Genomic DNA, 14,823 nt, shown 5'->3' with positions numbered 1-14,823 from the left:
CACAGGTGGAGGAAGAGCAGGACATCTCTGGCGTTGGATAGGCATGAAAGGAAATTCAGATGCTTGGTTCGCTGAAAGTCAGAATGATCGCGTTTGTCCTCATCGTGATCGCTCTCGTGTCGTCACTGCTCTGTGGGGTCGCCTACTGGAAGCTGAAGGAGGCATTGAGCGAGTCGATCAATGACCAGATCAATCTGGCGGCGGCTGCGAAGGTGAGTTTCGTTACGGAATGGGTGTCGTCCCGTCAGGCGATCGTCGGATCGACGCTCGAGCGTTTCGGGAAAAGCGAGCTCAAACCCGTTCTCGACCAGGCAAAGGATGCTGGTGGCTTCGACGACATGTACATCGGCCAGCCTGACAAGACGATGACCCAGTTTTCGCAAGCCACGCCTGTCCCGCCCGGCTACGACCCGACAGTACGACCGTGGTATGTCGCGGCAGCGGCAGCGGCGGACGCCATCGCTTCGCCGCCTTACATCGACGCGGCAACAAAGCAGCCAGTCATCACTTTTGCCAAGGCACTACGCGACCAGGGCAATGTGCTGGCAATCGCCGGCGGCGATGTGACGCTGAAGCGGGTGGTCGACGAGATCGTCGCCTCCAAGCTTCCCGGCGATGGCTACGCATTCCTGATCACCCAGGACGGCCAGGTCATCGCCCACCCGGAGAAGGATTCGGGACTGAAAAAAATCGCCGACGTATTGCCCGGCTTTGATCTGGCGAGCGCCGCCAAGGACGGCAGCATCAGCCGCGCTGCGCTCGCGGGAGAAACGGCCTTGACCGCGCTTTTCCCCGTTGGCAAGACCGGCTGGCTGCTTGGCGTCGTTGTTCCGGAAGCAAAGGCTACCGCCGCGATCAGTCGCCTGTTGTACGGCATGCTCACACTCATGGCGATCGGCCTCGTCCTGGGCTTCTTCGTCACTTCGTTCGGTGTCTCGCGAATGCTGAGCGGGATGACGCTGCTGCGCGATGCCATGCACAACATGTCAAAGGGAAGCGGCGACCTGACCGCCAGCCTCATCGTCGACAGCAAGGACGAAGTCGGCCAGACCAAGGATTCTTTCAACCGCTTTCTGGCAACCTTGCGCGGCATGGTTGCCGACGTCAAAGGCAATTCGGTACAACTGCTCGACGGGATTGATCTGCTCGGCAAGGAAACCGAGCAGATCAGCACGGGTTCCAAACAACAGGCGAGCTTTGCCAGCGCCACTGCGGCAGCGGTTGAGGAAATGACGGCAAGCGTCAGTCAAATCGCCGAGTCGGCGCGTAACGCCGAAAAACTGACCCAAGAATCCAGCCGCATTTCGCAACGACTCGTCGTCGACGTGCGCGAAAGCTCCGCGGAAATTGCGCTGATCGCGCAGACCGTCGAGCAACTGGGGACCGTGCTCAAGGGAATGGACAGTCGGTCGCTGGAAATCAACAACATCGTCGGCGTGATCAAGGAAATTGCCGATCAGACCAACCTGCTGGCACTGAATGCGGCGATCGAGGCGGCACGGGCGGGCGAACAGGGCAGGGGCTTTGCTGTCGTCGCCGACGAAGTCAGGAAACTCGCCGAACGTACCGCCACCTCGACGATTGAGATCGGCAGCATGATCCAGCTGATTCAGGAAGCAACCCAGGCCGCCGTCAGCAGCATGGAAACCGCCGTGCAGCAGGTTAACCGCGGCGTCGAGAAATCGAGAGCCGTTTCCGGATCAATCGAGCACATCGAGCAGAGCGGCCTGGCGGTCGAAAACGCACTGACTTCGATCGCCTCGGCAACCGCCGAGCAGTCGACGAGCAGTCACGAAATCGCCCGCAATATCGAACGCATTCATGAGATGACCGAGAGTTCGGATGCGTCAATCCAGGAAACGCGGGCCGAAACGGAGAAACTGCGCGGCCTCGCCCAGAATCTGCAGGTGCTGATGGACAAATTCCGCGTCTGACGGCAGCGCGCAAAGTTCTGGCAAGGCCGCAGAGCGCGAGAGAACAACGGGGGCTACCGCCCCCGTTTAACGTTTACCGCTGGCTTCGCCTCCATCCGGCTTCAGCGCGCCGCGGCGAGCAGATCGCCCGGCGTGTAGCCGAAGGACTGGCGGAAGGCGCGCGTGAAATGCGCCTGATCGGCAAAGCCGCAGACCGCCGCGATGGTCGCCAGCGAATCGCCGGCGAACAGCATCTCGCGCGCCTTGTGCACGCGCAGCGCGCGCAGGTAGGCGCTCGGACTCATGCCGGTCCAGCGGCGGATGACGCGATGCAGGCGCTCGCGGCTGATGGCGCAGTGTGCGGCGAGTTCGCCGATCGACAGCGGGCCGGCGTCGACGGCCGACTGCAGCGCAGCGAGTATCTGTCGCGCCGCCGGCGTCGGTGCGCGCGTCGGCGCCGCGGCGGGCGAGTGCTCGGCGATCGCCGGCAAGGCGCGGCACAACCAGAGTTCCACCTCGGCCAGCGACGACAGATTGGCCGCGGCCGCGGCCAAAGCCGGCAGATGCCGGAAGCCGCTCGCAAGGGGCGGCAACAGATCGTTCGCGGCGAACCACGCGTCGGCGACATAGAGCATGACGACGAAGACCTCGCCGACACCACCGGCTGGCGTCAGCGCGCCGGTATGCACGGTCTGCGGTGCGATGGCGAGAACATCGCCGGCGACGGCGCGGATCGGCGCCCCGGCGATGCTGCACAGGCACTCGCCGTGCACGATCGCGCCGATCGACCATTCGCCGTGCCAGTGCGGAATCCACTCCTGCCCCGGACGGCGGTGATGCACCTGTTCGAGCGCCGGCAGCGACCAGCGCCGGACCTGCGAGCGCAATGGCGAACGCGGCAAGGCGCCAGCTTCGAGGCTTGTCGATGGCTGCTGCATGGTGTCGCCCTGGATGGTGTCGCCGCGAATTCCCTCTCGCCTGCCGTCGCTGCCGGCCAATGCGTGCAGCGGGTGTTTATCCGTCAGCGTCCCGCGCGCCGGCGACGGTGATCCCCACCCAGCCGGCCGAGGCCTCGCCCGCCTCGATGTCGCCGAGGCAGCCGATATCTTCGCCCGGATGCGGATGGAGCTGCAGCGTCGCCGTCGCCGCGTGCCAGTCGCTGTGCACTCGGTCGCGGATGTCGGGCCGCACGAGCAGCGGCTCGGGCATCTGCTGCGGCCGGCGCAGGTCGGCCCAGCCGACGGCACCGAGCGTCGGCAGCGACAGGAAGCCGAGCGGCTTGCCATTCTCTCCCGAGAGCGTCGCCTGCGCGTCGATCAGTCGCCGTTCTTTCACCGCAAGGCTGGCGCCGAGCCGCGTTCCGACGCGCAGCGGCGCTGCCGCCGGATGCGCCAGCGGCAGGCTGCGCGTGAGATATGTGCTGCCGATCTTCTTCGGCCAGCCCTGCAGCAGGCCGCGCAGCAAGGAGATGTCCTGATCGACCCAGATCGCCGGGCAATACATGCAATGGCTGCCGTCCGGGCGCTCGATCTCGAGCACGACGATCGTCTCGCGGTATTGCGCAAGAACCGGATCGAGCAGTTCGTGGCCGTCGGTACATGCCTGCCAGTCGGCGAAGTGTACGCAGCCGCGGCCGACTACCCGGCCGAGCGCAGGCGGCAGCAGCGGCCAGGCGCACTCAGGCGCAAACGAGAAAGCGACGTTGAGCAGCCAGCCGGCGTAGTGCCACGGCGGCGGCGGCACCAGCGCGCTGATTCCGGTGGCGGTGAAAGGTGCGGTGAAACCGCGGTTGATCCAGGTCGATGTCGTCATGACCCGGATTATCGGGAGGCGTTGGCGGCGGCGATAGAACGCTGGTGAACGGGGCGCGGAGGCGTGTCATCACTCGCCGGGAGAGATCGAACCGGCGGCTTGCCGCGGTCCTCTACGGGGATTGCACACACCGGGTCTGCCAGCCGCAGCATGCACCGTCATGGCATCTGTTGTCGCCTCCACTCCCCAGATTGGGGCATTGCCGACATCGCGACAGTTCCCAACGAGACAGACAAAAGTCTATAAAAGTCATATCGTTAGACAGCAACCCACACCAAAAACAACCCTGGCACGAAAACCGCTAAACAGTCCTCATCTGGTCTGACCGGTCTGAACTGTTAAATACCATGCCCAGCGTTTCCAACATCGCCGCCCAAACCCTGCAACGTCGCATTCTCGAGGGTCACTATGCCACCGGCACGGCGCTTCCCGGCCAGCGCGAGCTGGCTGAAAGCCTCGGCATCAGCCGAGCCTCGCTGCGCGAAGCGATCTCCACGCTCGAAGCGCTCGGCCTGTTGCGTTCGGCGCCCGGCAAGGGGGTGTTCGTCACTGCCGGCAGCCAGGTCAAGGTGGCCGACCTGCCGGCCGGCCCGAGCGCGATGCCACCGGACGCCATTTTCCAGATGCGCTTCGTCATCGAACCGGCCAATACCGCGCTGGCCGCGCGCCAGCGCAATGCCGAAGGCCTCGATGCCCTGCGCGAGTGCATGGCCGAGATGCAACGTGCGCTCAGGGCCAGCGACCTCGTCACCGCCGCCGAGTGCGACCTGCGCTTCCACTTGGCGCTGGCCGAGTTTTCCGGCAACCCGGCGCTGGCGGCAATGACCCGGCACTTCCAGGCCCAGCTGGCCTACAGCCTGCGCCTGCCTTTCGCCGATCGCAGCCATATCTGGCAACCGGCCGACGAACACAACGTGATTCTCGCCGCCGTCGCCGCCGGCAACGCCGCCGCCGCGCGCAAGGCCATGCAGCAGCACCTGCTCTCGGCCGCCGGCCGGGTCGGCATCCGCTTCCTTCAACCGTAATTGCCCGTCCAGGAGTCGCACCATGCAAAAACGTCAATTCCTCAAAACGCTTCTCGCCGCCACCGTTCTGGCTTCCGGCCTCGGCCTGGCTCACGCCGACACGCTGAGCAACGTCGAAAAGAGCGGCGTCGTGCGCATCGCCATTCCCCAGGATTTCCCGCCATTCGGCTCGCTCGGCGGCGACCTCAAGTTGCAGGGCTACGATATCGACATGGCCAACCTGATTGCCCACGAACTCAAGGTCAAGGTCGAACTGATTCCGGTCACCAGCACCAACCGCATTCCCTACCTGACCACCGGCAAGGCCGATCTGGTCATCTCCAGCCTGGGCAAGAATGCCGAACGCGAGAAGGTGATCGACTTCTCCGCGCCCTACGTGCCCTTCGTGAAGAGCGTCTTCGGTCCGGAAGACGCCAGGATCGCCCAGCCGGCCGACCTCGCTGGCAAGGTGGTCGGCGTCACCCGCGGCTCGACCGAGGATCTGGCGCTGACCAAACTGGCGCCGGCCAGCACCGTGATCAAGCGCTTCGAGGACAACAACGCGACGATCTCTTCCTACCTCACCGGTCAGGTGCAGTTGGTGACGCTCGGCAACATCGTTGCCAACTCGGTCAACGCGATGACCAAGCTGCGCCGCCTGTCGGCCAAGTTCCCCGTCGAGGACACCCCCTGTTACGTCGGCGTCGCCAAGGGCGAGGCGGCGATGCAGGCGAAGGTTAACGAAATCATCGCCAAGGCCAAGAAGGACGGCCGCCTGAGCCAGATGTCGCTGCGCTGGTTGCAGGTTCCGCTGCCCGCCAACCTTTAATCGACACGCGCCGGGATTCCGATGAGTTACCAATTCGACTTTGTCGCTGTCTTCGATTACAGCAGCGTACTGCTGGCGGGGACAGCCCACACCCTGCTGCTGACTACCGTCGGTGCGGTCGCCGGCCTGGGCATCGGTATCCTCGGCGCGGTCAGCCGCGCCTGGCAGATCAAACCCTTCGACCGCATCTTTGCCGTCTATGTCGAACTGATCCGCAATACGCCCTTCCTGATCCAGCTGTTCTTCATCTATTTCGGGCTTCCCTCGCTCGGCTTCAGGCTCGATGAGTGGCAGGCGGCAATCCTCGCCGTCATCATCAACCTCGGCGCTTACACCACCGAGATCGTCCGCGCCGGCATCGAGGCGACGCCGCGCGGCCAGATCGAGGCGGCGGAATCGCTGGCGATGACGCGGCCACAGATATTCCGCCATGTCGTCCTGCCGCCGGCGCTGGCCAAGGTCTGGCCGGCGATCTGCAGCCAGATGGTGATCGTCATGCTCGGCACCTCGGTCTGCTCGCAGATCGCCGCCGAGGAACTGACCTTCGCCGCCAATTTCATCCAGTCGCGCAACTTCCGCGCCTTCGAAACCTACTTCATCGTCACCGTGATCTATTTCGTGCTTGCCGTCGCCGTCCGCCAGTTGCTGACACAGGCCGGCCTGCGCCTGCTCGGCAGGAGGGCAAGATGAACGAAATCGCTCTCTCGGCGATCATCCGCAACCTGCTCGAAGGCGCCGCGTGGACGCTGGGGCTGTCGCTGACGGCTTTCGTGCTTGGTGGTATCGCCGGGCTGATCCTGCTCTTCGCGCGCATCGCCAAGAACCCGCTGCCGCGCCGGCTGGCGCAGGCCTACATCGAGGTGTTTCAGGGAACGCCGCTGCTCATGCAGCTGTTCATCATCTTCTTCGGCGGCAGCCTGATCGGCCTGGAAGTCTCGCCGTGGATCGCCGCCGCGCTCGGGCTGACGCTGTTCACCAGCGCCTACCTTGGTGAAATCTGGCGCGGCTGCGTCGAATCGGTGCCGAAAGGCCAGTGGGAGGCGTCGGCCAGCCTGGCGCTGACGCACGTCGAGCAGATGCGCCACGTCATCCTGCCGCAGGCGCTGCGCATCGCCATCGCGCCGACGGTCGGCTTCTCGGTGCAGGTGGTCAAGGGCACGGCGGTGACCTCGATCATCGGCTTTGTCGAACTGACCAAGACCGGGTCGATGCTGGCCAACGCGACCTTCCAGCCCTTCCTCGTCTTCGGCCTCGTGGCGCTCGGCTATTTCGCCCTGTGCTACCCGCTTTCCGCGTATTCCCGAGTTCTCGAAAGGAAAATCCATGGCTCTCGTGCACATTGACGCCCTGCACAAGCATTTCGGCAGCAATCACGTCCTGAAAGGCATCGACCTCGACATCGAGGAAGGCCAGGTGATCGCGCTGATCGGTCGCAGCGGTTCGGGCAAGAGCACGCTGCTGCGCACGATCAACGGTCTGGAGAGCTTCGACGAGGGGCGCATCGAGGTCGACGGCGAACGCATCCATCCGCACGAAACCGATCTGCGCGCGCTGCGCCAGAAGGTGGGCATGGTCTTCCAGCAATTCAACCTGTTTCCGCACCTGAGCGCCGGCCAGAACGTCATGCTCGCCACCCGCATCGTCAAGAAGATGCCCGAGCAGGACGCGGTCGATCTGGCCAAGGCGATGCTGCTCAAGGTCGGCCTGCAGGACAAGTTCGATGCCTACCCGGACCAGCTTTCCGGCGGCCAGCAGCAGCGCGTCGCCATCGCCCGCGCGCTTGCCATGCAGCCGCGCGTGCTGCTCTGCGACGAGATCACCTCGGCGCTCGACCCGGAACTGGTCAATGAGGTGCTGGCGGTGGTCAGGAATCTCGCCGCCGAAGGCATCACGCTGATCATGGTGACGCACGAGATGCGCTTCGCGCGCGAGGTTGGCGACAAGCTGGTGTTCATGTACCAGGGCCGCATCCACGAGTCCGGCGATCCGCAGACGCTGTTCGCCAACCCGCAGACCCCAGAACTCGCCAGCTTCATCGGCTCGATCAACTGAGTGCACCATGGATCAATCCGCGATTCTTACGGCGCCTGCTGCCGAACTGCCGGCCTGGGCCGCGCAACAGATCAACCTCGCCGACCCGCGTCTGGGCGCCGAAACCGTCGCCTGTTCCGATGATTTCTTCGCACCGATGGCACGCCTGCTGCAGCCGCAGCCGGCGATCTTCGTTCCCGGCAAGTACGACGCCAACGGCAAGTGGATGGACGGCTGGGAATCGCGGCGCAAGCGCGGTCCCGGGCACGACTGGTGCGTCGTCCGGCTGGCGCGGCCCGCTTGCCTTGCCGGCGTCGATATCGACACCAGCTTCTTCACCGGCAATTACCCGCCGGCCGCCGCGCTCGATGGCTGCCCCGAAGGCCGCGACCCGGCGCTGGCCGAGAGCTGGCTGCCGCTGCTGCCGCCGACGCCGCTCGGCGGCAACCAGCACCACCTGATCGCGCTCGCCAGCCCGCTCTGTATCAGCCACGTCCGCCTAAACATCCTCCCCGACGGCGGCGTTGCACGGCTACGCGTCTATGGCCGTCCGGCCGGCGCGCCGACGCTGGCCGGCGACGGTCTGGTCGATCTTGCTGCCGCCCTGAACGGTGGCTATCCGGTCGCCTGGAACGACGCGCATTTCGGCGCTGCCAGCAACCTGCTGCTGCCCGGCCGCGGCGCCGACATAGGCGAGGGCTGGGAAACCCGGCGCCGTCGCGAACCCGGCTTCGACTGGTGCATCATCGCGCTCGGCCAGCCCGGAACGATCCGCCGTATCGAGATCGACACCGCGCACTTCAAGGGCAATTTCCCCGACCGCTGCTCGTTGCAGGCCGGCCACGCGCCCGGCCAGAGCGAGCAGGCGCTGGTCGCGCAGGCGCAGTTCTGGCCAACGCTGCTGCCGGAAATGAAATTGCAGGCCGACCATATTCATGTTTTCCGCGATGACGTGGCCGCGCTGGGCCACGTCACCCATGTCCGGCTCAACCTGCATCCCGATGGCGGCGTCTCACGGCTACGTCTTTGGGGCGAGGTCGCGCGAAGATGAGCAGCGACAAACTACAGTTGCTGCCGGCGCTGCCTCTGTGTGCCAAAGCCTTCGCACCATTCGGCCAGGTGATCGAATGCAGCGGCCACGCAAGCTACGCAATCAACGCGGGCAGCAGCCAGCGCTTTAGCGACCTTGCACAACTTGAAGCCGACACGGACGGACGGCTGGCGCTGAGTATCTTTCGCGCCAACGCGCAGCGGACGCCATTGACGCTGAGCTGTCTGGAGCGCCACCCGCGCGGCTCGCAGGCTTTCATGCCATTGAACGGACAGGCTTTCGTCGTCGTCGTCGCCGAACAGGCACCGGGATCAGCCCGTCAGGCCGCGGAGAGCTTGCGGGTCTTCGTCAGCAATGGCTGCCAGGGAATCAATTTCCGCAGCGGCGTCTGGCACCATCCGCTGCTCTCCCTTGGCGCCGGCGATTTTCTTGTTGCCGACCGGCTTGGCCCGGGCCCTAACTGCGAGGAAATCGACCTGTCGTCCTGGGGGCTTGGCATCGCCCTCTGAGCACAACCACTCCCGGCGCGCCGGCGTTGCAACTGCTGAGCGATGCCGGCCAGCCGCCAGAGGTCCCGCAGTCAGTGCGCATGCGCACTGACCGGACATCCTGCCGATGCCACGATCGCCCGATAGTGGCGACCTATAGACAGCATTCAGTCAATCAATTTGCGTGCGCGACTGCTCTCGCCAATACTGGGTTTGCCGTTTCCATCGACGTCCCACCCCACGGAGAGCAGAACCATGGACAACCCAAACGCAAGTACAGCCGGCAAGTGTCCGGTCATGCACGGTGCCGCCACCTCGGCCGCTTCGGCCACCATGCCATGGTGGCCGAAGGCCCTGAATCTCGACATCCTGCACCAGCACGACCGGAAGACCAGTCCGCTGGGCGCTGAATTCAACTACCGCCAGGAGTTGAAAAAACTCGACGTCGACGCGTTGAAGAAAGACCTGCGCGCCCTGATGACCGACAGCCAGGACTGGTGGCCGGCCGACTGGGGGCACTACGGCGGGCTGATGATCCGCATGGCCTGGCATTCGGCGGGCACCTACCGCATCGCCGACGGCCGGGGCGGCGGCGGCCGCGGCAACCAGCGTTTCGCGCCGCTCAACTCCTGGCCCGACAACGTGAACCTCGACAAGGCGCGGCGCCTGCTCTGGCCGATCAAGAAAAAGTATGGCAACCAGCTGAGCTGGGCCGACCTGATCATCCTCGCCGGCACCATGGCCTACGAGTCGATGGGGCTGAAGACCTTCGGCTTCGCTTTTGGTCGTGAAGACATCTGGCACCCGGAAAAGGACATTTACTGGGGTTCCGAGAAGGAATGGCTGGCCCCGAGCGGCAGTGAGAACAGCCGCTACTCCGGCGAGCGCGATCTGGAAAACCCGCTCGCCGCGGTGATGATGGGGCTGATCTACGTGAACCCCGAGGGCGTCGACGGCCAGCCCAACCCGCTGCGGACCGCTCGCGACGTGCGCGAGACCTTCGCGCGCATGGCGATGAACGACGAGGAAACCGTCGCGTTGACGGCTGGCGGTCACACCGTCGGCAAGTGCCACGGCAATGGCGACGCCGCCAATCTGGGCCCGGCGCCCGAAGCCGCCGACGTGCACGAACAGGGGCTGGGCTGGAACAACCACAGCGGCCGCGGTATCGGCCGAAACACTGTCACCAGCGGCATCGAAGGCGCGTGGACGACGCATCCGACGCAGTGGGACGGCGGCTACTTCGACATGCTGCTCAAGCACGACTGGGAACTGCGCAAGAGCCCGGCCGGCGCCTGGCAGTGGGAACCGGTGAGCATCGCCGAAGAGGACAAGCCGGTCGATGTCGAAGACCCGTCGATCCGCTACAACCCGATCATGACCGACGCCGACATGGCGATGAAGATGGACCCGGCGTACCGGGCGATCTCCGAGCGCTTCCACCAGGACCCGGCGTACTTCTCGGAAGTCTTCGCCCGCGCCTGGTTCAAGCTGACGCACCGCGACATGGGGCCAAAGGCGCGCTACCTCGGCCCGGACGTGCCGCAGGAAGAACTGATCTGGCAGGACCCGGTACCGGCCGGCCGCAAGGACTACGACATCGCGGCGCTCAAGGCACAGATCGCCGCCAGCGGCCTGGCCATCGGCGATCTGGTGGCGACGGCCTGGGACAGCGCGCGCACCTTCCGTGGATCGGACAGGCGCGGCGGCGCCAACGGCGCGCGCATCCGCCTAGCGCCCCAGAAGGACTGGGAAGGCAATGAACCGGCGCGTCTGGCGCGCGTGCTCGGCGTTCTCGAAGGCATTGCCGCGGGCAGCGGCGCCAGCGTCGCCGACGTGATCGTTCTCGCCGGCAATGTCGGCATCGAGCAGGCAGCCAGTGCGGCGGGATTCGCCGTCAGCGTGCCGTTCGCGCCGGGCCGTGGCGACGCCACGCCAGAGATGACCGACGTCGCGTCATTCGCCGTGCTCGAACCCGTTGCCGATGGCTTCCGCAACTGGCTCAGCAAGGACTACGCCGTCAGCGCCGAGGAACTGCTGCTCGACCGCGCGCAGCTGCTCGGACTGAGCGCGCCGGAAATGACCGTGCTCATCGGCGGCCTGCGCATGCTCGGCACCAACCACGCCGGCACCACGCATGGCGTGTTCACCGATCGCACCGGCGTGCTCAGCAACGACTTCTTCGTCGGGCTGACCGACATGGCGTACATCTGGACGCCGGTGGGCAAAAATCTCTACGAAATCCGCGAGCGCAAGAGCGGCGCACGCAAATGGACGGCAACCCGCGTCGATCTGGTATTCGGCTCGAACTCGGTGCTGCGCGCCTACGCCGAGTTCTACGCGCAGGACGACAGCAAGGAGAAGTTCGTCCACGACTTCGTCGCCGCATGGACGAAGGTGATGAACGCGGATCGGTTCGATCTGGACTGAAGCTGTCGGCGAATCAACTCACTGCGAATCAGCGCAAACCCACTGGCGAAGGCCCGATCGGCCTTCGCCAGAGAGACTGCCGCAGGCACCGTCTGCGAACGATGCGATGCCTCTGCCGTCAGATGAATCGCGTTGATCGGAACGGATGCTTTCCGCCAGGAGCGGCTTGCTGACGTCGACGCCATGGCATAGTCACCTCTACGTTCGGCGTCATAGGGTTCACCTTGCGAGCGGTTAGCGCGCTTGCTAACATCCGGCATGACATACCAGATCGACTACTTCCACGAACGGGTGCGCGCCGAGATCCTGGAGTGGCCCGTGGATGTGCTCGCTGACTACGCCCGTCTGGTTGAACTTCTGGCCGAATACGGGCCAAGCCTTCGATTGCCACACTCGCGCGCCTTCGGCGATGGCCTGTTCGAGCTTCGGCCACGTGGTCGCACCGGCATTGGTCGAGCGTTCTACTGCTATCTGGTTGGAAAGCGAGTGCTTGTCTTGCACGCATTCATCAAGAAGACGCAGCAAACCCCTGACAGCGACTTGAAGCTCGCTCGCAGACGCCTTAAGGAGGTGCAGCATGGCTGACCTGAAATACAAACCCGTTCCTCATAACCACGCCGAGTTCCTTGCATCCGCAAGCAAGCGCCCGGACTTCGCCGAGGAATACGACAGTCTTCAGCTTGAGTACGCGTTGGCTGGGCAAATGCTCGAGGCTCGCGCCAAAGCGGGCATGACCCAAGACGCCGTGGCCGAACGCATGGGCACCACCAAGAGCGCGATTTCACGTCTCGAGGCGGCGGGCCGCCACGCGCCGTCATTGGCAACGCTGAAGAAATACGCAGCCGCTGTCGGCTGCGATCTCCAGGTCAAGCTTGTTCCTCATAAGGCCACATGACGCCGAAGCCCTCGGTCGAACCGACAAAGTGCGGCAAGCTGCACTTTGCGGCTCGCCTCGAACATTGAGCGACCGTTTTCCAAAGGCACCAAGGTCCGGATTGGCTCGCTCGCCATCAGTCATTACAGCTGCAAACCAGCAAACAACAACGTCCTGGTGAAGAATAAAAACGGGGGCCACAGCCCCCGTCCTGTTTAACGCAGCGACGAGCGCCGCTTACTTCACTTCCGGCTCGTCCTTCTTCTTGTCGTTGCCGGCGATGTACGGGCTCCACGGTGCCGCCTTGACCGGGCCGGGCGTCTTCCAGACGACGTTGAACTGGCCGTCGGCGCGCACTTCGCCGATGAACACCGGCTTGTGCAGGTGGTGGTTCTTCTCGTCCATCTTGATGGTGAAGCCCGACGGTGCCTTGAAGGTCTGGCCGCCCATCGCGGCGATGACCTTGTCGGTGTCGGTCGACTTGGCCTTCTCGACTGCCTGCTTCCACATGTGGATGCCGATGTAGGTCGCTTCCATCGGGTCGTTGGTGACGACCTTGTCGGCGTTCGGCAGCTTCTGCTTCTTCGCCCAGTCCTGGTAGAGCTTGACGAACTTGGCGTTCTCCGGGTTCTTCAGCGTCATGAAGTAGTTCCACGAGGCCAGGTGGCCAACCAGCGGCTTGGTGTCGACGCCGCGCAGTTCTTCCTCGCCGACCGAGAAGGCGACGACCGGCACATCGGTGGCCTTCAGGCCGGCGTTGCCGAGTTCCTTGTAGAAGGGCACGTTCGAGTCGCCGTTGATGGTCGAGATGACCGCCGTCTTCTTGCCTTCGCCGGCGAACTTCTTGATCTTGGCGATGATCGTCTGATAGTCGCTATGACCGAAAGGCGTGTAGTCCTCCATGATGTCGGCGTCGGCGACGCCCTTCGACTTCAAGAAGGCGCGCAGGATCTTGTTGGTGGTGCGCGGGTAGACGTAGTCGGTGCCGAGCAGGACGAAGCGCTTGGCCTCGCCGCCGTCCTTGCTCATCAGGTATTCAACCGCCGGGATCGCCTGCTGGTTGGGCGCGGCGCCGGTGTAGAAGACGTTCTTTTCGAGCTCTTCACCTTCGTACTGTACCGGGTAGAAGAGCAGGCCGTTCAGTTCCTTGTAGACTGGCAGCACCGACTTGCGTGATACCGAAGTCCAGCAGCCGAAGGTGACGGCGACCTTGTCCTTCGACAGCAGCTGACGCGCCTTTTCGGCGAACAGCGGCCAGTTCGACGCCGGGTCGACGACGACGGGTTCGAGCTTTTTGCCGAGAACGCCACCGGACTTGTTGATCTCGTCGATGGTCATCAGTACCGTTTCCTTGAGCGCGGTCTCGGAAATGGCCATGGTGCCGGAAAGCGAGTGCAGCACGCCGACCTTGATCGTGTCTTCGGCAGCGTGGGCGGTAAAGCTGGCAAGGCCGGCGCCGGCCAGCGCGATGGTGAGGGCGGTTGCCTTGATGAAGTTGCGACGATTGCGCATGGAAGCTCCTTGGGCGGTGGGTGATCGGGCGGTGGCGGACGGCTTTCGTGTCCGGTGCAGCGCCAGATTACGGAGCGAGCCGTGCGGCGAAAATACGTCAGATTGCGTAGGCCAGCGGCAGTCGCCGCCAGCCGGCCTGTCTGGAAAGGGCATTGAAATGGAATCACTTTTTTGCAGCGAAGTACGCGCCACCCTGCTGCCGCTGGCCGATCCGGCGCGCGCACTGGCGATGCAGGCGTACATGCGCAATCGCTTCGTTTTCTTCGGCATCCAGACGCCGGCGCGCCGCCAGGCGTTGGCGCCGCTGCTGCGCGTGCCGCAAAGCGCCGGGGAGCTGCTCGCCGCCGCCAGCGAACTATGGGACCACGCCGAGCGCGAATGCCAGTACACCGCCGTCGACCTGCTCGCGCGCCAGCAGGCGCAGCTCGGGCTCGCCGATGTCGACGCGCTGCTCGCGCTGGTGCAGCAGAAATCGTGGTGGGACAGCGTCGACGGGTTGGCCAGCATCGTCGGCAAGATCGTCCGCCGCGCGCGCCGTGACGAACTGACGACGCAGGCGGCCCAGGCGGCGATGGACGCCGCGCTGCGCCACGACAACCTGTGGGTGCGCCGCGTCGCGCTGCTGCACCAACTCGGCTGGCGCGACGAGACCGACCGTGAACGCCTGTTCGGCTACGCGCTGGCGCAGGCCGGCGCGGCTGATTTCTTCATCCGCAAGGCGATCGGCTGGGCGCTGCGCGACTTCGCGCGGCACGACCCCGCAGCAGTCGGTGATTTTCTCGCCGGCGCCGGCAGCGTGCTCTCTCCGCTCAGCCGGCGCGAGGCGGCCAAGCATCTGGCGAAGCCGCTGGCGACGTAGCCGCCGCTCGGCGGGCGCCG

General features: G+C 64.7%; 15 protein-coding genes. 12 read left to right on the top strand and 3 right to left on the bottom strand.

All coding sequences use genetic code 11. The annotated features are described in order from the left end of the window. Positions 1-83: 83 nt before the first annotated feature. The gene (locus tag GGD90_RS08485) at positions 84-1,934 is read left to right on the top strand and encodes a methyl-accepting chemotaxis protein (protein ID WP_221227709.1); all 1,851 of its coding nucleotides are present in this window, start codon (positions 84-86) and stop codon (positions 1,932-1,934) included. A 101-nt stretch (positions 1,935-2,035) separates the two neighbouring features. On the opposite strand, the gene GGD90_RS08480 is transcribed toward GGD90_RS08485, so the two are convergent. Together GGD90_RS08480 and GGD90_RS08475 are read right to left on the bottom strand one after the other, a co-directional pair. Next, positions 2,036-2,911, bottom strand: coding sequence for a helix-turn-helix transcriptional regulator (locus GGD90_RS08480; RefSeq protein WP_153116108.1), 876 nt, complete (start codon positions 2,909-2,911; stop codon positions 2,036-2,038). A 16-nt stretch (positions 2,912-2,927) separates the two neighbouring features. Beyond that, on the bottom strand, positions 2,928-3,725 hold the full coding sequence (locus GGD90_RS08475; protein WP_153116107.1) for an acetoacetate decarboxylase family protein: 798 nt from the start codon (positions 3,723-3,725) through the stop codon (positions 2,928-2,930). A gap of 347 nt (positions 3,726-4,072) precedes the next feature. Between GGD90_RS08475 and GGD90_RS08470 the strand changes: the two genes are divergently transcribed. The 10 genes from GGD90_RS08470 (at position 4,073) to GGD90_RS08425 (ending at position 12,453) form a co-directional block, all read left to right on the top strand. Continuing rightward, positions 4,073-4,750, top strand: coding sequence for a FadR/GntR family transcriptional regulator (locus tag GGD90_RS08470; protein WP_153116106.1), 678 nt, complete (start codon positions 4,073-4,075; stop codon positions 4,748-4,750). A gap of 22 nt (positions 4,751-4,772) precedes the next feature. After that, positions 4,773-5,558 carry a transporter substrate-binding domain-containing protein gene (locus tag GGD90_RS08465; protein WP_153116105.1) on the top strand — a complete coding sequence of 262 codons (786 nt, stop codon included), beginning with the start codon at positions 4,773-4,775 and terminating at the stop codon, positions 5,556-5,558. Between the two features lie 21 nt (positions 5,559-5,579). Further along, positions 5,580-6,248, top strand: coding sequence for an amino acid ABC transporter permease (locus GGD90_RS08460; protein ID WP_153116104.1), 669 nt, complete (start codon positions 5,580-5,582; stop codon positions 6,246-6,248). Then, a complete protein-coding gene (locus tag GGD90_RS08455) occupies positions 6,245-6,901 on the top strand; it encodes an amino acid ABC transporter permease (protein WP_153116103.1) in 657 nt (218 codons plus the stop codon). The genes GGD90_RS08460 and GGD90_RS08455 overlap by 4 nt, the downstream gene beginning before the upstream one ends. Then, positions 6,882-7,610, top strand: coding sequence for an amino acid ABC transporter ATP-binding protein (locus tag GGD90_RS08450; RefSeq protein ID WP_153116102.1), 729 nt, complete (start codon positions 6,882-6,884; stop codon positions 7,608-7,610). Before GGD90_RS08455 ends, GGD90_RS08450 begins: the two co-directional genes overlap by 20 nt. A 7-nt stretch (positions 7,611-7,617) precedes the next feature. Beyond that, complete coding sequence (gene alc / locus GGD90_RS08445; RefSeq protein ID WP_153116101.1) at positions 7,618-8,640, top strand: allantoicase; 1,023 nt, start codon at positions 7,618-7,620, stop codon at positions 8,638-8,640. Continuing rightward, the gene (locus tag GGD90_RS08440) at positions 8,637-9,149 is read left to right on the top strand and encodes an ureidoglycolate lyase (protein WP_153116100.1); all 513 of its coding nucleotides are present in this window, start codon (positions 8,637-8,639) and stop codon (positions 9,147-9,149) included. Before alc ends, GGD90_RS08440 begins: the two co-directional genes overlap by 4 nt. Positions 9,150-9,383: 234 nt before the next feature. Next, positions 9,384-11,558, top strand: a complete 2,175-nt coding sequence (gene katG, locus GGD90_RS08435) for a catalase/peroxidase HPI (RefSeq protein ID WP_153116099.1) — start codon at positions 9,384-9,386, stop codon at positions 11,556-11,558. A gap of 258 nt (positions 11,559-11,816) precedes the next feature. Further along, positions 11,817-12,143 (top strand): type II toxin-antitoxin system RelE/ParE family toxin, encoded by a 327-nt coding sequence (locus GGD90_RS08430; protein WP_153116098.1) that lies wholly within the window; start codon positions 11,817-11,819, stop codon positions 12,141-12,143. Further along, the gene (locus GGD90_RS08425; protein WP_153116097.1) at positions 12,136-12,453 is read left to right on the top strand and encodes a helix-turn-helix transcriptional regulator; all 318 of its coding nucleotides are present in this window, start codon (positions 12,136-12,138) and stop codon (positions 12,451-12,453) included. Before GGD90_RS08430 ends, GGD90_RS08425 begins: the two co-directional genes overlap by 8 nt. Positions 12,454-12,669: 216 nt before the next feature. On the opposite strand, the gene urtA is transcribed toward GGD90_RS08425, so the two are convergent. After that, the gene (gene urtA, locus GGD90_RS08420; protein WP_153116096.1) at positions 12,670-13,944 is read right to left on the bottom strand and encodes an urea ABC transporter substrate-binding protein; all 1,275 of its coding nucleotides are present in this window, start codon (positions 13,942-13,944) and stop codon (positions 12,670-12,672) included. Positions 13,945-14,101: 157 nt separating this feature from the next. Here urtA and GGD90_RS08415 point away from each other — a divergent pair, with 157 nt between their 5' ends. Beyond that, entirely contained in the window at positions 14,102-14,803 is a 702-nt protein-coding gene (locus GGD90_RS08415; protein WP_153116095.1) for a DNA alkylation repair protein, read from the top strand. The last annotated feature ends 20 nt before the right edge of the window (positions 14,804-14,823 follow it).

Origin of the sequence: Rhodocyclus tenuis (assembly GCF_014197755.1) — a bacterium.
GTDB classification, from domain to species: domain Bacteria; phylum Pseudomonadota; class Gammaproteobacteria; order Burkholderiales; family Rhodocyclaceae; genus Rhodocyclus; species Rhodocyclus tenuis.
Note: the sequence above shows the minus strand (reverse complement) of the source record. Positions and strands in the feature narration are given on the sequence as shown.

Bases quoted from the DNA above. Each gene is read 5' to 3' on its own strand.
- GGD90_RS08485 (WP_221227709.1), top strand. From the start codon at position 84: ATGATCGCGTTTGTCCTCATCGTGATCGCTCTCGTGTCGTCACTGCTC.
- GGD90_RS08475 (WP_153116107.1), bottom strand. From the start codon at position 3,725: ATGACGACATCGACCTGGATCAACCGCGGTTTCACCGCACCTTTCACC.
- GGD90_RS08470 (WP_153116106.1), top strand. From the start codon at position 4,073: ATGCCCAGCGTTTCCAACATCGCCGCCCAAACCCTGCAACGTCGCATT.
- GGD90_RS08465 (WP_153116105.1), top strand. From the start codon at position 4,773: ATGCAAAAACGTCAATTCCTCAAAACGCTTCTCGCCGCCACCGTTCTG.
- GGD90_RS08460 (WP_153116104.1), top strand. From the start codon at position 5,580: ATGAGTTACCAATTCGACTTTGTCGCTGTCTTCGATTACAGCAGCGTA.
- GGD90_RS08455 (WP_153116103.1), top strand. From the start codon at position 6,245: ATGAACGAAATCGCTCTCTCGGCGATCATCCGCAACCTGCTCGAAGGC.
- GGD90_RS08450 (WP_153116102.1), top strand. From the start codon at position 6,882: ATGGCTCTCGTGCACATTGACGCCCTGCACAAGCATTTCGGCAGCAAT.
- alc (WP_153116101.1), top strand. From the start codon at position 7,618: ATGGATCAATCCGCGATTCTTACGGCGCCTGCTGCCGAACTGCCGGCC.
- GGD90_RS08440 (WP_153116100.1), top strand. From the start codon at position 8,637: ATGAGCAGCGACAAACTACAGTTGCTGCCGGCGCTGCCTCTGTGTGCC.
- katG (WP_153116099.1), top strand. From the start codon at position 9,384: ATGGACAACCCAAACGCAAGTACAGCCGGCAAGTGTCCGGTCATGCAC.
- GGD90_RS08430 (WP_153116098.1), top strand. From the start codon at position 11,817: ATGACATACCAGATCGACTACTTCCACGAACGGGTGCGCGCCGAGATC.
- GGD90_RS08425 (WP_153116097.1), top strand. From the start codon at position 12,136: ATGGCTGACCTGAAATACAAACCCGTTCCTCATAACCACGCCGAGTTC.
- urtA (WP_153116096.1), bottom strand. From the start codon at position 13,944: ATGCGCAATCGTCGCAACTTCATCAAGGCAACCGCCCTCACCATCGCG.
- GGD90_RS08415 (WP_153116095.1), top strand. From the start codon at position 14,102: ATGGAATCACTTTTTTGCAGCGAAGTACGCGCCACCCTGCTGCCGCTG.